The 18,243-nt window shown below is 71.2% G+C and carries 13 protein-coding genes; 3 read left to right on the forward strand and 10 right to left on the reverse strand.

The annotated features are described in order from the left end of the window. Nucleotides 1–47: 47 nt before the first annotated feature. Nucleotides 48–3,512 (reverse strand): methionine synthase, encoded by a 3,465-nt coding sequence (gene metH / locus N5079_RS21040; protein WP_261585663.1) that lies wholly within the window; start codon nt 3,510–3,512, stop codon nt 48–50. Nucleotides 3,513–3,755: 243 nt separating this feature from the next. On the opposite strand from metH, the gene N5079_RS21045 reads away from it, so the two are divergent. Beyond that, entirely contained in the window at nt 3,756–4,610 is an 855-nt protein-coding gene (locus N5079_RS21045; protein WP_261585664.1) for a PAC2 family protein, read from the forward strand. A 392-nt stretch (nt 4,611–5,002) separates the two neighbouring features. Here N5079_RS21045 and N5079_RS21050 read toward each other — a convergent pair whose 3' ends face one another. From N5079_RS21050 to N5079_RS21090, 9 genes are all read right to left on the reverse strand, one after another. Beyond that, nucleotides 5,003–5,254 carry a hypothetical protein gene (locus N5079_RS21050; RefSeq protein ID WP_261585665.1) on the reverse strand — a complete coding sequence of 84 codons (252 nt, stop codon included), beginning with the start codon at nt 5,252–5,254 and terminating at the stop codon, nt 5,003–5,005. Then, a complete protein-coding gene (locus N5079_RS21055; RefSeq protein WP_261585666.1) occupies nt 5,248–5,877 on the reverse strand; it encodes a hypothetical protein in 630 nt (209 codons plus the stop codon). Before N5079_RS21055 ends, N5079_RS21050 begins: the two co-directional genes overlap by 7 nt. A 114-nt stretch (nt 5,878–5,991) precedes the next feature. Then, nucleotides 5,992–6,801 carry a sirohydrochlorin chelatase gene (locus tag N5079_RS21060; RefSeq protein ID WP_261585667.1) on the reverse strand — a complete coding sequence of 270 codons (810 nt, stop codon included), beginning with the start codon at nt 6,799–6,801 and terminating at the stop codon, nt 5,992–5,994. Beyond that, complete coding sequence (locus N5079_RS21065) at nt 6,798–7,961, reverse strand: uroporphyrinogen-III synthase (RefSeq protein ID WP_261585668.1); 1,164 nt, start codon at nt 7,959–7,961, stop codon at nt 6,798–6,800. The genes N5079_RS21060 and N5079_RS21065 overlap by 4 nt, the downstream gene beginning before the upstream one ends. Further along, entirely contained in the window at nt 7,958–8,317 is a 360-nt protein-coding gene (gene nirD / locus N5079_RS21070; protein WP_261585669.1) for a nitrite reductase small subunit NirD, read from the reverse strand. Before nirD ends, N5079_RS21065 begins: the two co-directional genes overlap by 4 nt. Further along, a complete protein-coding gene (nirB, locus tag N5079_RS21075) occupies nt 8,314–10,806 on the reverse strand; it encodes a nitrite reductase large subunit NirB (protein ID WP_261585670.1) in 2,493 nt (830 codons plus the stop codon). Before nirB ends, nirD begins: the two co-directional genes overlap by 4 nt. Further along, nucleotides 10,803–12,323, reverse strand: coding sequence for an FAD-dependent oxidoreductase (locus tag N5079_RS21080; protein ID WP_261585671.1), 1,521 nt, complete (start codon nt 12,321–12,323; stop codon nt 10,803–10,805). Before N5079_RS21080 ends, nirB begins: the two co-directional genes overlap by 4 nt. Continuing rightward, a complete protein-coding gene (locus tag N5079_RS21085) occupies nt 12,320–14,416 on the reverse strand; it encodes a molybdopterin oxidoreductase family protein (protein ID WP_410007817.1) in 2,097 nt (698 codons plus the stop codon). The genes N5079_RS21080 and N5079_RS21085 overlap by 4 nt, the downstream gene beginning before the upstream one ends. A gap of 196 nt (nt 14,417–14,612) precedes the next feature. Beyond that, nucleotides 14,613–15,977, reverse strand: coding sequence for an MFS transporter (locus tag N5079_RS21090; RefSeq protein WP_261585672.1), 1,365 nt, complete (start codon nt 15,975–15,977; stop codon nt 14,613–14,615). Between the two features lie 221 nt (nt 15,978–16,198). Between N5079_RS21090 and N5079_RS21095 the strand changes: the two genes are divergently transcribed. Then, nucleotides 16,199–16,675: a peptide deformylase gene (locus N5079_RS21095; protein WP_261585673.1), complete on the forward strand. Its 477-nt coding sequence runs from the start codon at nt 16,199–16,201 to the stop codon at nt 16,673–16,675. Between the two features lie 212 nt (nt 16,676–16,887). Further along, the gene (locus tag N5079_RS21100) at nt 16,888–17,970 is read left to right on the forward strand and encodes a peptidoglycan recognition family protein (RefSeq protein WP_261585674.1); all 1,083 of its coding nucleotides are present in this window, start codon (nt 16,888–16,890) and stop codon (nt 17,968–17,970) included. Nucleotides 17,971–18,243 lie beyond the last annotated feature (273 nt).

Consider the following 18,243-nt stretch of genomic DNA (forward strand, 5'->3'; position numbering starts at 1 on the left):
ACGTTGAAGTACGTCAGACGTTGAAGTACGTCAGACGTTGAAGTACGTCAGACGTTGAAGTACTTCGCCTCGGGATGGTGGGAGATCAGCGCCGACGTGGCCTGCTCGGGGTGGAGCTGGAACTCCTCAGACAGGGTCACGCCGATGCGCGACGGGTCGAGCAGCTCCATGACCTGCACCTGATCCTCCAGGTTCGGGCAGGCCGGGTAGCCGAAGGAGTAGCGGCAGCCCGCGATGTTGACCTTGAGCATGTCGGCGAGCGACTCGTCGCCGCCGATGCCCAGCTCCGAGCGCACCCTGGCGTGCCAATACTCGGCGAGCGCCTCGGTGAGCTGAACGGACAGGCCGTGAAGCTCCAGGTAGTCGCGGTAGGCGTCCTTGGCGAACAGCTCGGCCGTGGCCTCGCTGATCCGGTTGCCCATCGTGGCGACCTGGAAGGCGACGACGTCGACCTCGCCCGACTCGCGCGGCCGGAAGAAGTCGGCCAGGCAGAGATGCCGGTCGCGGCGCTGCCGCGGGAACGTGAACCGGGTCCGCTCGTTTCCGGCGTCGTCGAGGATGATCAGGTTGTCGCCCTCGCTGACGCAGGGGAAGTAGCCGTAGACGACGGCCGCCTCCAGCAGGTTCTCCGTCTGGAGCCGGTCCAGCCACATCCGGAGCCGCGGCCGGCCCTCGGTCTCGACGAGTTCCTCGTACGACGGCCCGTCACCGCCGCGGGCGGCCTTGAGGCCCCACTGGCCCATGAACGTGGCCCGCTCGTCGAGGAACGCGGCGTAGTCGGCGAGCGGGATGCCCTTGACCACCCGGTCGCCGAGGAACGGCGGCGTGGGCAGCGGGTTGTCGGCCGCCACGCCGGAGCGGGACGGCAGGTCCTCGACCGCCGTGCGCTTCAGGACGGCCCCGGTCTTGACCCGGCGCTCGCGGAGCGCGGGCAGCTCGGCCCCCTTCTCGCCGCGCTTGACCGCCATGAACGCGTCCATCAGCCGCAGGCCCTCGAAGGCGTCGCGGGCGTAGCGGACCTCGCCGCGGTACAGCTCGGCCAGGTCCTGCTCGACGTACGCCCTGGTCAGCGCGGCGCCACCCAGGAGCACCGGATACTTCTCGGCGATGCCCCGGGAGTTCATCTCCTCGAGGTTCTCCTTCATGATGACCGTCGACTTCACCAGAAGCCCGGACATGCCGATGACGTCGGCCTTCTTGTCCTCCGCGGCCTCCAGGATCGCCGACACCGGCTGCTTGATGCCGAGGTTGACGACCTCGTAGCCGTTGTTGGACAGGATGATGTCCACGAGGTTCTTGCCGATGTCGTGCACGTCGCCCTTGACCGTGGCCAGCACGATCCGCCCCTTGGTGGTGCCCTCGACCCGCTCCATGTAGGGCTCCAGGTAGGCCACCGCGGTCTTCATGACCTCGGCCGACTGGAGCACGAACGGCAGCTGCATCTGGCCGGAGCCGAACAGCTCGCCGACCGTCTTCATGCCGTCGAGCAGCACGTCGTTGATGATCTCCAGCGCCGGCCGCTGGGCGAGCGCCTCGTCGAGGTCGGCCTCCAGGCCCTTCTTCTCCCCGTCGACGATGCGCCTCTTGAGCCGCTCCCACAGCGGCAGCCCGAGGAGCTCCGCCGCCTTCCCGGCCTTGAGCGCCGCCGCGTCCACGCCCTCGAACAGCTCCATGAACCGCTGCAGCGGGTCGTAGCCGTCGCGGCGGCGGTCGTAGATCATGTCCAGGGCGATCTGGCGCTGCTCGTCCGGGATCCGCGCCATCGGCAGGATCTTCGAGGCGTGCACGATCGCCGAGTCGAGCCCGGCGTTGACGCACTCGTTGAGGAAGACCGAGTTGAGCACCATCCGCGCGGCCGGGTTGAGGCCGAACGACACGTTGGACAGGCCGAGCGTGGTCTGCACGGTCGGGTAGCGCCGCTTCAGCTCGCGGATCGCCTCGATCGTCTCGATGCCGTCGCGGCGGGTCTCCTCCTGACCGGTGGAGATGGGGAACGTGAGGCAGTCGACGATGATGTCCTCGACCCGCATGCCCCAGTTGCCCACCAGGTCCTCGATGATGCGGACCGCGACGCGGACCTTCCACTCGGCGGTGCGGGCCTGGCCCTCCTCGTCGATGGTCAGCGCGACCACAGCGGCGCCGTGCTCCCTGACCAGCCGCATCACCTTGGTGAAGCGCGAGTCGGGGCCGTCGCCGTCCTCGTAGTTCACCGAGTTCACGATGGCGCGGCCGCCGAGCATCTCCAGACCGGCCTCGATCACCGCCGGCTCGGTGGAGTCGAGCACGATCGGCAACGTCGAGGCGGTGGCGAAGCGGAACGCCAGCTCCTTCATGTCCACGACACCATCCCGGCCGACGTAGTCGACGCACAGGTCGAGCATGTGCGCGCCGTCGCGGGCCTGCGCCCTGGCGATCTCGACGCACTCCTCGTAGTTGCCCGCCAGCATCGCCTCGCGGAACGCCTTGGACCCGTTGGCGTTCGTCCGCTCGCCGATCGCGAGATACGACGTGTCCTGCCGGAACGGCACATGCTGGTAGAGCGACGCCGCCCCCGCCTCGGGGCGCGGACGCCGTACGGCACGGGCCTTGCCGCGGATGCGCTCGACCACCTGGCGCAGGTGCTCGGGCGTGGTGCCGCAGCAGCCGCCGACCAGCGCGAGGCCGTAGTCGCGGGTGAACCCCTCGTGTGCGTCGGCCAGCTCCCCCGGCGTGAGCGGGTAGTAGGCGCCGTCGGAGGTGAGCTGCGGGAGCCCGGCGTTCGGCATGCAGGAGATCGGCAGCCGCGCGTGCTTGGCCAGGTAGCGTAGGTGCTCGCTCATCTCGGTAGGGCCCGTGGCGCAGTTGAGGCCGATCAGGTCGACGCCCAGCGGCTCGATCACGGTCAGCGCCGCCCCGATCTCGGAGCCGAGCAGCATCGCGCCGTTGGTCTCGATGGTGACCTGGGTGATGATCGGGACATCCCGCCCCGCGGCCTCGATGGCCCGTTTCGCGCCGACGATCGCGGCCTTGACCTGGAGCAGGTCCTGGCAGGTCTCGATGATCAGTGCGTCCGCCCCGCCCGCGATCAGGCCCGCGGCGTTCTCCTGGTAGGCGTCGCGCAGCGTCTCGTACGGCAGGTGGCCCAGCGTGGGGAGCTTGGTCCCGGGGCCCATGGAGCCGAGGACGAACCGGGGGTGATCGGCCGTGGACCACTGGTCGGCCTGCTCCCGGGCCAGCCGCGCGCCGGCCTCGGACAGCTCGAAGATCCGGTCGGCGATGCCGTACTCACCGAGGGCGGCCCGGTTGGCGTTGAAGGTGTTGGTCTCGACGCAGTCGACGCCCACCGCGAGGTAGGCGTCGTGGACGGCCCGCACGATGTCGGGCCGGCTGACATTGAGCACGTCGTTGCAGCCCTCATGGCCCTGGAAGTCCTCCAGGGTGGGGTCATAGGACTGCAGCATCGTCCCCATGGCCCCGTCGGCGACCAAAACTCGCTCGGACAGCACTTCACGGAAGGACGGTCGGCTGGTCATGGAGCAAGCCTATCGGGACACCGCCCCCGCGAATTGAACGTGATGTCCAATGAAGGGATCTTCGAGGGGTCCTCCCATGTCCGCGTTACCTCCACGTAACTTCCGACGCGGCTTCAACGCCACTTCAACGCGGCTGCCGGCGCAGCGCAACGAGCCGGTGGGACACGAAGGTGACGCCCGGGTACCCTCACCGAATAGTCTTGAGTTGAACCATGCCGTGTGGGCCAATGAGGGAGGCGGCGCGTGATCGAGCTCGAAGGGCTCCCAGAGCTCGTCGACCCGGTGCTCATCGCCGCGTTCGAAGGGTGGAACGACGCGGGTGAGGCGTCCAGCGGCGTGCTCGCCCACCTGGAGACGGAGTGGAAGGCCACACCGCTGGTCGAGCTCGACCCCGAGGACTACTACGACTTCCAGGTCACCCGGCCCATCGTGGAGCTCGGCGAGGGCCTGACCCGTTCCATCATCTGGCCGACGACCCGGCTGCTGCTCGCCCGCCCGCCGGGCGCCAAGCGCGACGTCGTGCTGCTGCGCGGCATCGAGCCCAACATGCGGTGGCGGTCGTTCTGCGCCGAGATCGTCGGGCTCTGCCACGACCTGGGCGTCGAGCTGGCGATCCTGCTGGGGGCGCTGCTGAACGACTCCCCGCACACCCGGCCGGTCCCGATCGTCGGCTCGGTAAGCGACCCGGGTCTCGCCCGCGCGCTCAACCTGGAGCTGACGAAATACGAGGGCCCCACCGGCATCGTCGGCGTGCTGCAGCACTCGCTGAGCACCGCCGGGCTGCAGGCCGTCTCGCTGTGGGCGTCGGTCCCCCACTACGTCGCCCAGCCGCCCAACCCGAAGGCGACCCTGGCGCTGCTGCGCCGGATCGAGGACATGCTCGACATCCCCATGCCGTACGGCGAGCTGGCCGAGGAGGCCCGTGCCTGGGAGCACGGCGTCGACGAGCTCGCGGCGCAGGACACCGAGGTCGCCGAGTACGTCAGGGAGCTGGAGGAGCGCAAGGACGCCGCCGACCTGCCCGAGGCGAGCGGCGACGCCATCGCGGCCGAGTTCGAGCGCTACCTGCGCCGCCGCGACCGCGGCACCGACGGCTAGGACCCCGGTCAAGTAGGGGCAGAACGATGTGCGACGTGTGAATGTGTGTGATATGTGGAGGCCTTGCCTCCGAGCCACGGCGTGATCATGCACATGTTCCGCCACACACCGCCCCACCTGACGCTTCGCGCAGCGTGATCATGTACATGTTCCCGCACACACCGCCCCACCTGACGCTTCGCGCAGCGTGATCATGTACATGTTCCCGCACACACCGTCCCACCTGACGGTTCACACAGCGTGATCATGCACTATAAGGGCACGCCCGCCGGACGGACACTGCATGATCACAAAGAGTGTCGGCGCTGATCAGACCGCGTGCGGCGGAATCGGCGCATGATCACGACCCGGGAAAGCCCACGTCCCCGAGCTTCCCGGGAAACTCTGCTTGATCACGGCGACGCGGAGGATCCCGGCGGGGGTGATCCAGAAGGGCCGGGAGGCTCGGGGGCCTCGGCCCGCTCCTGGGTAGCCCGGATCAGCGCCACGTCCTGGTACGCCCTGGTCACGGCGGCGAACATGGCGGCCAGCGCGACAAGGGGCCCCACCGGCCAGACGTATTTCCCCGGCAGGAACAAGGCGGGAAGAACAGGCGAGGCGGCCAGGGCGACCCACAAGCCCGGCTCTCCCGGGACCCTCACCACCGGCTCTCCCACAGGTACCAAGGGCCGTCCATGTGGGTGTACACGGTGCGGGACTCTTCCGTTGGCGGCCCCTTCGGGCTCCATGCGAAGCCGTACTCGTCCAGGAAACCCGTGTCGCTCACCAGGAACCGCGCGCCGTCCTCGATCCGCTCGATCGACGTCACCGGATAGAGCCCCACCCACCCGTCGCCGCTCTCGGGCTCGCTCCCTGTCGCGACCGCGCGCGCGACGCGCTCCAGGCTTGCCTCAGAAAGCGCGAACCTGGCGGTGAAAGGCACGTCGAAGTACACCAGCCCGGCCACGGCCAGCCCCATGACCGGCGCGGCGGCCCAGCGCGCCCAGTGCCTGAGGAGCCTGGGGCGGCCGTCGGACCGCAGGAGGCCCACCCCGAAACGGGGGATCCAGACGATGACCGCGATGAACGCGATCAGGAGCCCAAGGAGGTAAATGTCAATAGGGCCCCCACCGGGGAGGCTCCTGTCGTGCAGGAGGATCAGCCCCGCCAGCGCGACGAGCGGAAGCAGGACCCGTCCGGGAGGACTCGTCAACACCCGGGTGAGCGCGGGTAATCGCGGCTGCTCGGCGGCCTCGTCGAGCGCGCTTTCCGGGGCGCTTTCTGGCATGCCAGAGCGTACCGCGATCTTGATCGTCCGGCCAAGGGTCGGCCGGGGGCGACCCACGGCCAGCGGAGGCGGTGGGGGCGGCGGTTCGTGGCAACAGGGACGCGTGAGCCGCCCTCAGACGCGGCGCCGGAGCACTGTCATGAACCCATGAACCCCGTCGTGAACCCCGTCGTGAACCCCGTCGTGAACCCCGCCATAAGCACCGCTGTAAGCGCCGTCGTACGCACCGCCGTAAGCACCGTCGAGAGCCCCGTGGAAGGTCTCGTCGAAGCGGGTCCACACCAGGGCGGCCAGGTCGTCGTCCACGCCGAGGGGGGCGCTCACCACGTCGGCCCCGCTGCGCGCCAGGCGGCTGTGGAAGAACCCGGGGGCGAGGAGGTACGACGCGATGGCGACCCTCGGGGCGGGCCCCGACCTGACCTGCTCGAGCGCCTCGGCGACCGTGGGGCCGCCGGCCGACGCGAAGGCGGCCGTGACGGGCCGCGACAGCCGTACCGACAGAAGGCGGGCGGCGGCGCGGACGTCCTCGAGGGCGGCGGGGTCCGAGGATCCGGCCGCGCCGAGGATCACCGCGTCGCAGGGCCGCAGCCCGGCCGAGGCGAGCCGCCGGGCCAGCACGGACGTCAGCAGCCGGTGCGGGCCGAGCTGACCCGCCACGCGGGCGTCGGGCCGGGCCCGCGCGACCACGGCGGGCAGGTCGATGTGCACGTGATATCCCCCGGCGAGCAGCAGGGGGACCACCACCACCGGCCCCGGTACGGCGGCAAGCACGTCGGACAGCAGCGGGGAGCTGATCTCCAGGAAGCCGAGCTCGACCCGGCTCCGGGGGCGGGCCCGGCGGACCCGCCCGGCGAGCGAGGCCATGACGGACTCCCAGTCCCCGTTGCGCGCCCCGTGCGCTGCGAGCACCAGGGTGGGAGTCACCGGTCGTCCCGCCCGCAGGCCAGGCGGTAGCCCCGCTTGACGACGGTCTCGACGATGCCGCCGGGGCCGAGTGCCCGGCGCAGCCGGGTGATCGCCATCTCGACCGCGTGCTCGGCGGAGTCGCGCGACGGCCCGCCGGGGAGCACCGTCCGCAGCTCGGAACGTGCCACGACGTGGCCGGGCCGCTCGGCGAGCCGCTTGAGCACCGCCATCGGGGCGGGCGGCAGCGGCTTGAGGTCGCCGTCGACCACGACGGCGTGGCCGCGGATCTCCAGCTCGTGCCCGCCGGCGGACAGCCGGGTTACGCTGCTCTCCGGCAGGTGGCGGGCGAGCGTCCGGGCCAGGGCGCCGAGCCGGGGCCGATCGGGCTGGATGACCCGCACGCCCCGCGCCGCGAGTGGCCCGGAGGTGACCGAGCCCACGCAGGCCGCCACGACGTCGGTGTTGAAGGCCGCCAGCAGCGCCTCTTCGAGCCCGTCGGCACGGGCCGCGTTCAGCATGGCGATCACGGCGGGTGCGCTGGTGAACGCCACCGCGTCCACCGATCCCGAGACGGCCTGGGTGACCAGGCGGCGCAGCGGGGAGGTGTCCCGGTAGGGCAGCCAGCGGTAGACCGGCGCCTCGATGACCTCGGCTCCCGCGTCGCGCAGCGACTCGACGAAGCCGGTGAGCGGCTCGCCGTGCAGTTGGACCGCGATGCGCAGGCCGCGCAGGTCGCGGGCGAGGAGGTACTGCTTGACCTCCTCGCACGACTCGGTCGCCGGGGTCCAGTAGTCCGTCAGCCCCGCCGCGCGGACCGCGCCCCGCGCCTTCGGGCCTCGGGCGAGCAGCCGGGAGTCCCCGAAGTGGGCGGCGATGTCGGTGGACAGCCCCCAGCCCTCCGCCGCCGCCATCCAGCCCCGGAAGCCCACGCCAGTGGTGATCACCACGTAGTCGACCGGCGCCTCCAGGCACGCGCGGGTGGCGGCCAGCAGGCCGGTGTCCTCGGCCAGCGGGACGACGCGGATCGCCGGGGCCTGGACCACCCGGGCGCCGCGCCGCTCCAGCAGCGCGGAGAACTCCTCGCGGCGGCGGGTCGCCGTCACCCCGATGGTGAACCCGGCCAGGGCGTCCGGCGCCGTCTCGGGGGTGACAAGGGGATCCTCCAGAAGCGCGGTCATGCCACGCTCACCTCCACGGTTCCATCGGTGACGCGAATCGGATAGGTCGGTACGGCTTTCGCGGGGTCGTCCAGGCAGACCCCGGTGACCAGGGAGAAGACCTGCTTGTGCATAGGGGACGCCACGGTGGGCTCGCCGTTCCTGGTCCCGACGATGCCCCGCGACATGACGCAGGCCCCGCTGAAGGGGTCCCGGTTGCCCACGGCGTAGAGGTCGCCGTGGAAGGTGCGGAACACGGCGACCTGGCACGTGCCCACGAGCGCCGCCGCGCCGCGCTCGGGCAGGAGGTCGGCATAGGGGCAGACCGGTGTCCAGAGGCCGCCGGACAGCGGGGACGCGTCCTGGATGACGCTCATCGGCTCACCGCCTCCAGGGGGATCAGCACAGGTTTGATCTGGTCGCGTTCGGTCTCGAACGAGATCGACGGGTCGGGGGTGCCCGGGGCGTTGACGAAACTCACGAACCGCCTCAGCTTCTCGGGGTCCTCGAGGGTGGCGCGCCACTCGTCGAAGTAGCTCTGAACGTGCCGGTCCATCTGGGCGTCGAGGTCGGCGCAGATGCCGAGCGAGTCCTCCATGATCACCTCACGGACGTAGCCCAGCCCGCCGTCCAGGCTCTCCAGCCAGGCAGCGGTCCGCTGCAGCCGGTCCGCCGTGCGGATGTAGAACATCAGGAACCGGTCGATGGTCCTGACCAGGACGTCCGTCGGCACGTCGGCGGCGAGCAGATCGGCGTGCCGCGGCGTGAAGCCGCCGTTGCCCGCGACGTAGAGGTTCCAGCCCCGCTCGGTGGCGATGATGCCGAAGTCCTTGGACCGCGCCTCGGCGCACTCGCGGGCGCACCCTGAGACCGCCGCCTTGAGCTTGTGCGGCGACCGGAGGCCGCGATAGCGCAGCTCCAGCTCGATCGCCAGGCCCACCGAGTCCTGCACGCCGTACCGGCACCAGGTGGAGCCGACGCACGACTTCACAGTCCGCAGCGCCTTGCCGTACGCGTGGCCGGACTCGAAGCCGGCGTCAACGAGCTTCTTCCAGATCTGCGGCAGCTGCTCGACGCGGGCGCCGAGGAGGTCGATCCGCTGCCCGCCGGTGATCTTGGTGTAGAGCCCGAAGTCCCGGGCGACCTCGCCGATCACGATCAGCTTGTCGGGCGTGATCTCGCCCCCCGGGATGCGCGGCACGACCGAGTAGGTGCCGTTGTTCTGGATGTTGGCGAGGAAGTGGTCGTTGGTGTCCTGGAGCGCGGCCTGCTCCCCTTCGAGGATGTGGCCGTTGCCCAGCGACGCCAGGATGGAGGCCGCCACCGGCTTGCAGACGTCGCAGCCGCGCCCGGTCCCGTGCTCGGCGATGAGCTGGGAGAACGTCGTGATGCCGCGGACCCGGACGATGTCGAACAGCTCGGCCCGGCTGTGGGCGAAGTGCTCGCACAGCGCCTTGCCGACCTCGACCCCCGACGTGACGAGGATCCGCTGGATCATCGGCACGCAGCTGCCGCAGGTCGTCCCCGCCCGGGTGCAATCTTTGACGCCCTGGACTCCGGTCAGGCCGTGGTCGGCGATGGCCGTGCGGATCCGGCCGTGCGTCACGTTGTTGCACGAGCAGACCTGGGCGTCGTCCGGCAGGTCGGCCTGGACGCCGCCCGCACCGGCGAACAGCAGGTCGCTCGGCGACCCCGGCAGCGCCCGGCCCACGAAGGGCCGCAACGTGCCGTACGGCGCGGCGTCGCCCACGCAGATCCCGCCGAGCAGCGTCTTGGCGTCGTCGCTGACGAACAGCTTCTTGTAGACGCCCGCGACCGGGTCCATGTAGGTGACGTCGAGCACGCCCGGCGTCTGACCGGGCCCCGTCCGCCGGAACTGGGTCTCCCCGAATTGGGCGACCTCCACGCCGAGCAGCTTCAGCTTGGTCGACAGGTCGGCTCCCTCGAACGCCGCCGAGCCGCCCATGATCCGGTCGGCCGCCACCTCCGCCTGCGCGAAGGCCGGCCCGACGAGCCCGTAGACCATGCCTCCGGCGAGCGCGCACTCGCCGATCGCGTAGATGTCCGGGTCGGAGGTCCGCATGCCGGAGTCCACGGCGATGCCACCACGCTCGCCGACGGCGAGGCCGCACTGCCTGGCCAGCTCGTCGCGTGGCCGGATACCGGCGGAGAACACCACGATCTGGGCCTCGATCACCTCGCCGTCCGGCTTGACCAGCCGGGCGGCGCGGCCGTCCGGGCCCGCCTCGACGGCCCGCACTCCGGAGCCGACGTGGACGATGAGGCCGAGCGCCTCCAGGTGGTTCCTGAGCACGGCGCCGCCGCCCTCGTCGACCTGCCTCGGCATCAGCCAGGGGCTCATCTCGACGACGTGGGTCTCCAGGCCGAGACCGCGGAGCGCGTCGGCCGCCTCCAGGCCCAGCAGTCCGCCCCCGATGACGACCCCGGCGCTCGCGCTCCGCGACGCCTCCCTGATGGAGTCCAGATCCTCGATCGTCCGGTAGACGAAGCATCCGGGCAGCTCCTTGCCGGGCACCGGCGGCACGAACGGCGCCGACCCCGTGGCCAGGACCAGCGTGTCGTACGGCTCGGCGTCCCCCGAGGCCGTGATGACCGTACGGCTCTCGCGGTCGACGCGGGCGACCCGGCTGCCCAGTCTGAGCGTGACGCCGCCGGGGGCGGGATAGGTGAGGTCCTCCACGCTCTTGCCGGCCAGGTAGGAGGTCAGCGCCACCCGGTCGTAGGCCGGGCGCGGCTCCTCCCCGAAGACCGTGATGCCCCCCTCGAAGCCTCCGGCGCGGACCGCCTCCACCAGCCGGTGCGCCGAGGGGCCGTATCCGACGACGACGAGCCTGTTCGGGTTCATGCGCTTACCACCTCCTGTTCGCACAGCCAGCCGACGATCCCCTCGACGGCGTCGCGGCAGTCGCCGCATCCGGTGGTGGCCCTGGTCGCGGCGGCGACCGCCGCCACATCACGGCCGCCGGACTCCCAGCACGCCCTGATCTCGCCTTTCGTCACGTTGTTGCACTGACAGACCTTGGCCGAGTCCGGCATCCGCACCGGGCTGTCCGCGACGGCGCCCGTCGTCGAGCCGGGGAAGAGCGGGCCGGGGAAGAGCAGGCCGGCCCGGTCGCCCGGGAGCGGCCCTCCCCTGTCGTAGAGCTGGGTCAGCGTGCCCACCGCCGGCGTCTCGCCCAGCAGGATCGCGCCGACCAGGCGGCCGTCGCGGATGACGAGCTTGCGGTAGGTGCCCTTGTGGCGGTGGCTGAAGCGGACGATCTCCGCCTCGTCCTCGGTCAGGTGCGTCTCCCCCATCGCGGCCAGCTCCACGCTGGCGGCCTTGAGCCGGGTGACCAGCCGGGAGCCGCGGTACCGCGCGCCCTTGTCGGCCCCCGTGACCAGGTCGGCGACCACCGCGGCCTGCTCCCAGGCGGGCGCGACCAGGCCGTAGACCATCCCGTCGTGCTGGGCGCACTCCCCGATCGCGAAGATGGCCGGGTCGTCGGTGCGCATCTCGTCGTCCACGACGACGCCGCGATCGACCTCCAGCCCCGCGTCGCGGGCCAGGCCGACGACAGGCCGGACGCCGCAGGCCAGGACCACCAGATCGGCGTCCACGGTCTCCGTGATGAAGGGCAGAGTGGCGGAGGACGCGGAAGCGGAGGACGCGGTAGCGGAGGGCACCGCCGCAGAGGACGGCGCCGTGGACGAAGCCACCACGGAGGACGGCGCCATTGCCAGTTCGACGCCCTTCTCGTGGACCGCGCTGACCGTGACGCCGGTGCGGACCTCGACGCGGAGCGCGGCCAGGGTCTCCCGCAGGACCAGCCCGGCCTCGGCGTCGAGCTGGCGCTCCATCAGGTGGCGGGCCTGGTGCAGCAGCGTCACCGGGATGCCGAGCCCGGCCAGGCCGCGCGCGGCCTCGACGCCGAGGAGGCCGCCGCCGACCACCACCGCGCTCCGGGCGGACCTGGCGGCGTCGCGGATCCGGTCGCAGTCGTCCAGCGTCCGGAACGCGGTCGCACGCTCCGCCCCAGGGATGGCCGGAACCACCGGCTCGCTGCCCGTGGCCAGCACCAGCACGTCGTACGGCTCTCGCGTCCCGTCGGAGGCGACGACCGTCCGGGCGTCTCGGTCGACCGTGGTCACCGTGACACCGAGGCGGGCGGTCACGTTGTGGTCGGCGTACCACCTGGGGTCGAGCAGCCGCACCTGTTCGGGGCTCGACGTCCCCGCCAGGACGTTGGACAGCAGCACCCGGTTGTAGGGCTGCCGGGTCTCGGCGCCGAAGACGGTGATCCGCACGTCCTTGCCGCGGGCGCGGACCTCGCTCACCAGGCGGGCCCCCGCCATCCCGTTCCCCACGACGACGAGCCTCACGCGACACGCTCCAGGTTCACGGCGCAGACCTTGAACTCGGGCATCCGCGACACCGGGTCGAGCGCCGGGTTGGTGAGCCTGTTGGCGCCGTCCCAGTGGAACGGCATGAACACCGTGTCGGGCCGGATCGTGCCGTTCACCCTGGCCACGCCTTCGGCGGCGCCCCGGCGGCTCAGCACGCGGACCCGGTCGCCCGGGGTGATCTCCAGCCGCTCGGCCAGGTCGGGGTGGAGCTCCACGAAGACCTCGGGGGACGCCTGGGTGAGCGGGCGGATCCGGCGGGTCTGCGCGCCGGACTGGTAGTGCGCCAGCACGCGGCCGGTCGTCAGGTAGAAGGGGTAGTCTCCGTCGATCTCCTCGGCGGCCGGGCGGTGCTCCACGGGAACGAGACGGGCCCGCCCGCCGGGGGTGGCGAAGCGGTCGAGGAAGGGCCGCGGCGTCCCCGGGTGCGGCTCCTCCCCCGGCTCCACGGCGGGGCAGGGCCAGAAGACGCCGGTTTCGGCCGCGATCCTTTCGTAGGTGATCCCGGAGTAGTCGGCGGTCCCGCCTTCCGAGGCCCGGCGCAGCTCCTCGAAGACCGCGCGGGGGTCCGTGGGGAACTTCTCTCCGCAGCCGAGCCGGTCGGCGATGCCGTACAGGATGGACAGGTCGCTCCGCACCCCGGAGGGCGGAGGGACGGCCTGCCGCCGGAGCAGGACGCGGCCCTCCAGGTTGGTCATCGTGCCCTCCTCCTCGGCCCACTGGGTCGTGGGGAACACGACGTCCGCCATCGCGGCGGTCTCGGAGAGCACGAAGTCGGACACCACGAGGAGGTCCAGCGAGGCCAGCCGCTCCGCGACCCGGGTGGCGTCCGGCGCGGAGATCACCGGATTCGACCCGAACAGCAGCAGCGCCTTCGGCCCGCGCGGGGTGCCCAGCGCGTCGAGGAGCTCGTAGGCCGACCGGCCGGGTCCGGGCAGGTCGGCCGGGGAGACTCCCCAGACGGCGGCGACGTGCGCCCGCGCCGCCGGGTCGCCGATCTTGCGGTAGCCCGGGAGCTGGTCGGCCTTCTGACCGTGCTCGCGGCCGCCCTGGCCGTTCCCCTGGCCGGTGACGCAGCCGTATCCGGATCCCTGGCGGCCGGGCAGGCCGAGCGTGAGGGCGAGGTTGATGAACGCGGTGACCGTGTCGGTCCCCTTGGCGTGCTGCTCCGCTCCCCGCCCGGTCAGGATCATCGCGCGGGAGGCGCGGCCGAGGATCCGCACCGCCTCGCGCATCTGGGCCACAGGGACTCCGGTCACCCTCTCGGCCCGCTCGGGCCACCAGGCGGACACCGACGTGCGGACCTCGTCGAAGCCGCTCGTGCGCTCGGCCAGGTAGCCCTCGTCGCCGTAGCCGTCCGCGATGGCGATGTGCAGCAGGCCGAGGGCCAGGGCGAGGTCGGTGCCCGGCGTCACCCGCAGGTGCAGGTCGGCCAGCTTCGCCGTCCTGGTGAGGCGGGGGTCGACGACGATGAGGCGGCCGCCGTTCGCCCGCATGGCCGTCAGATGCCGGACGAAAGGCGGCATGGTCTCCGCGACGTTGGCCCCGGCGAGCATCACCGCGTCGGCGGCGCCGATGTCGGTGATGGGGAACGGCAGGCCCCGGTCCATGCCGAAGGCGCGGTTGGCGGCCGCGGCCGCCGACGACATGCAGAACCGGCCGTTGTAGTCGATCTGACTGGTCCGCAGCGCCACCCGGGCGAACTTGCCGAGCTGGTAGGCCTTCTCGTTCGTCAGCCCGCCGCCCCCGAAGACGGCCACGCCGTCGGGGCCGTGCTTCGCCTGGATCGCCCTGATCCGTGCGGCCACGAAGTCCAGCGCCTCGTCCCAGCTCACCGGGCTGCCGCGCAGCAACGGGGAGGTGAGCCGCTCGGGCGAGTCCAGCAGTTCGGCCGCCGTCCAGCCCTTCTGGCAGAGGCCGCCGGCGTTCGCCGGGATGTCCGTACGTGGCGTGACCTCACCGTCCACGACGTACATGCCGCACTGCAGTGCGCAGTAAGGGCAGTGCGTCGCCGCCGCACCCACCGGCGGCCGTGACATCACAGGCCCCTCGGCGGATAGTGAGATCGGCATGGGTCCGATGGTGCTTTCAGGCGGTTTCACCGCTGGGTCCCTCCTGTTACTGCTGTGCTACAAGCCGCTAACCGCGCTCACTTACGCGCCCGGCGAGATGTGAGCCCGCTCGGAGCGAGGCCCTGGACCTGTGTTCGCTGGGCCGGTGCTTCTCGACCCGCGTTCTCCGGACCGTGTTTCTAGACGCGGGCCGTTTCTAGACGCGGGCCGCGGCCAGGCTGGGGGCGACCTTCGCGCCCACGGTCCGCAGGTAGCAGAACCACGTGAGGGCGAAGCACAGCGCGTAGAAGACGGCGAACGCCCCGATGGCCGCGCCGGCGCCGCCCGTGGCGGCGATCGACGTGCCGAAGCCGCGGTTGATGAAGAAGCCGCCGAAGGCGCCGATCGCGGAGATGATCCCGATCGCGGCGGAGGCGTCGCGTTTCCCGGCTGCGACCGCCTTGTCCAGGGCGGCCTCGTCCGCGGGCGGCACGCCCTCGACGGCCTGGGCCCGGAAGATCACCGGGATCATGCGGTAGGTCGAGCCGTTCCCCACGCCCGCGGTGGCGATCAGCAGCAGGTAGGCGCCGAAGAACAGCCCGGCACTGTGCGCGCTCAGGCCCCGCCAGACCAGGAACAGCGCGCCCGCCATCGCCGCGAAGTTCACGAACGTCACCCGGGCCCCGCCGAGCCGGTCGGACAGCCAGCCGCCGGCCGGGCGGACGAGCGAGCCGAGCAGCGCCCCGAGGAAGGCGTAGGAGATGAGCCCCAGGTGCTCGGGGAACTGCGACTTGATGAGCAGCGGGAAGGCCGTGGAGTAGCCGATGAACGAGCCGAAGGTGCCGATGTAGAGGATCGACATGATCCACGTCTGGCCCCTGCCGACGATCTTCAACTGCTCCTTGGGGCTGGCCTTGGCCGACGTGAGGTTGTCCATGAGGAAGAACGCGCCGACCGCCGCCGCCAGGATGAACGGCACCCAGAACAGCCCCGCGAAGGCCAGCCCGAACGCGCCGATGATCAGCGGCATCAGGAGCTGCACGGAGCTGACGCCGATGTTGCCGCCCGCGGCGTTCAGGCCGAGGGCGGCCCCCTGCTTCGTCCGCGGGTAGAAGTAGGTGATGTTCGCCATGCTGGAGGCGAAGTTGCCCCCGCCGAAGCCGGCCGTGGCCGCGATGAGCAGGAACGCCCAGTACGGCGTGCCGGGGTCGCTCACCGCCACCGCGAGCGCGACGGCGGGGATCAGCAGCAGCAGCGCGCTGGCGACGGTGAAGTTCCGGCCGCCGAATCTGGCGGGGGCGAAGGTGTAGGGGACGCGGAGGGCCGACCCCACCAGGTTGGGCAGGCCGACGATCCAGAACAGCTGGTCGGTGGAGAACTTGAACGCGCCGAGCTTGACGGCCACGATGCTCCACACCGTCCAGAGCGTGAAGCCCAGGTGCTCCGCGAAGATCGACAAGACGAGGTTGCGCCGGGCGACCCGCCTGCCCGTGCTCTCCCAGAAGGCGGGGTCGTCGGGGCGCCAGTCGCCGATCCAGCGGCCCTTCTCGGACGTGGCCCGGGCCACCTCGGTCACCGTCATCGTTCCTCCCGGTCTGTCGGGTTCAGCTGGGGTATGCCCCGAAATTAGGAGGAACGCGTTACGCACTTTGACTATGTGTGACGGTGCGGCGGTTACATGTGCCGCACCCGTGAAACATCCGATCCACAGCTGTCACCAATGCAACATGGATTTAACAAAGGTTGGTACCACCCATAGATGGGAATTTCGTTCTCGTGTCGTCGTCGCCGCGGGGAGCGTGCATGGCTGTCCGGCAGATCCGTATGTTCGCCGATCCTGCGCTACGTGCTGTAGCGGAGCCGGTGACCACCTTCGACCGATCCCTTCGAGAGCTCGTCCGGTCACTCACCGTCACCATGCGGGCGGGGCCCGGGCGGGCGGGGCTGGCGGCGCCGCAGATCGGCGTCCCGCTCCGGGTGCTCGCGTTCGACGTGGACGGCAGGGCCGGCCACATCGTCAACCCGCGCCTGGAGCTCTCGGGCCGCCCAATCCTCGCCGACGAGGCATGCCTGTCCGCGCCCGGGATGTGGTGGCCGCGGGAGCGGGCGTTCTCCGCCGTCGCCCGCGGCCGGGACATGTACGGCAAGCCGGTCACGGTCCGGGCGATCGGCATGCTGGCCCGGGTCCTCCAGCACGAGGCCGACCACCTGGACGGCGTCCTTTTCATCGACGGCCTACCGGCCGAGGACCAGCGGCGTTTCCTGGCCGCCATTCCATAACCGGATCGGCGATTTGCTGATAATTCCCTCAATGGCGCCGTTACGTCGGCGACCTGGGGAATTGCCGTCCGGGAATAGCTCGGACATTCTGGTTGAGATGTGACCGGTTTTCGGCTCCGAGGAATATCCGGAGCCGGAGCCGGGGATATGGATCCAACCTCCCGCCGGAACACGGGTCCCCCGAGGACCCGCGCTTCACTCGGGGAGGCCGCATGCCAGCGATCTCGGACGGATCCGTCACGCGCCGGGCGTTCCTGTCGGCCGGGGGCGGGCTGGCCGGGGGGATCCTGCTGGGAACGGCGGGCCGGGCCATGGCCCAGTCCGCCGAGCCCGCCCAGTTCGCCGAGGCCGCCCAGTTCGCCGAGTCCGCTGGCGGCGCGAAGCCGGGCCGTCCGCGTGTCTACACGCGCGACGCCTGGGGCGCCGCGTCGCCGAAGAACAAGGCCCTCGTGCTCGACCGCGCGCCGGACCGGATCGTCATCCACCACACGGCGACGGCGAACACGGGCGACCGGAGCCTCGACGCGGCGTTCCGGCTGTCGCAGGCCATCCAGCGCTACCACATGAAGCACAACGGCTGGGAGGACATCGGCGAGCACTTCACGGTCAGCCGCGGCGGCCACATCCTGGAGGGCCGCAACCGGACGCTGCCCGCGATCGCGGAGGGGAAGCTCGCGATGGGCGCGCAGACGGCCAACCACAACCGGCACACGATGGGGGTGGAAACCGAGGGGACGTACATGACGGAGCTCCCCACCTCCGCCCAGCTCGCCTCGCTGACGTCGCTGCTGGCCTGGCTGTGCGGCGTCTACGACCTCGACCCGAACGTCGCGATCATCGGCCATCGGGACCTGAACACGACCTCGTGCCCCGGAGACCGCCTGTACGGATACCTCCCCCAGCTCCGGGCGAACGTCGCGCGGCGGCTGGGCGACCGGCCGTCCCGGGCGCGGCTCGCCGCCATGCAGCCCCTCCCGGAGCCGCTGGGGGAGCCGCTGTCACAGCCCGCGCCACCCTTCGAAGCCGACGCCTCACCCCAGCCCGCGCCACCCTTCGAAGCCGACGCCTCACCGCAGCCCGCGCCGTACGCCGCGAGTGAGCCCCCATCCCCGCCTCCGCCCGACGCCGGACCGGAGGAGGCGGCACGGCTCGGCGCGCCCGGACCGGCGCGGCTGGCCGGACCGGTCGCCCCCTTCGACCACGGACCGGAGGTCGGCCCGCTCGATCGACGAGCGCCCTCCTCCCCACCCGGAAGGCACAACGAATTCCCGATCACAATTCGGATACGACGGTGAACGAAAGGGCCGGTCCAAACGTCCGCGTTGACAGTCATGCGGCCGCTTGGTCAGATAGGTATAACGATCAGCGGCCGCCCAGGTTACGCCGCCTCGTCGCGCCGAAGCGGAGTAAGCGGGCTGAGCTGGCCGTTCTTCTGGATCCCGGCGAGGGTGGGGGCATCGATGGCGTTCATTTCCACGAGAATGGCGGCGGCGGATTCACCAGGTGGGCCACCCGAGGCAAGATCGGGAAGGTAACCTCGGTTTTCGGCGGGGTTTCGGACGGTCTGC

The organism is Planotetraspora sp. A-T 1434 (assembly GCF_025420585.1).
In the GTDB taxonomy this organism is placed as follows: Bacteria; Actinomycetota; Actinomycetes; order Streptosporangiales; family Streptosporangiaceae; genus JAOEGB01.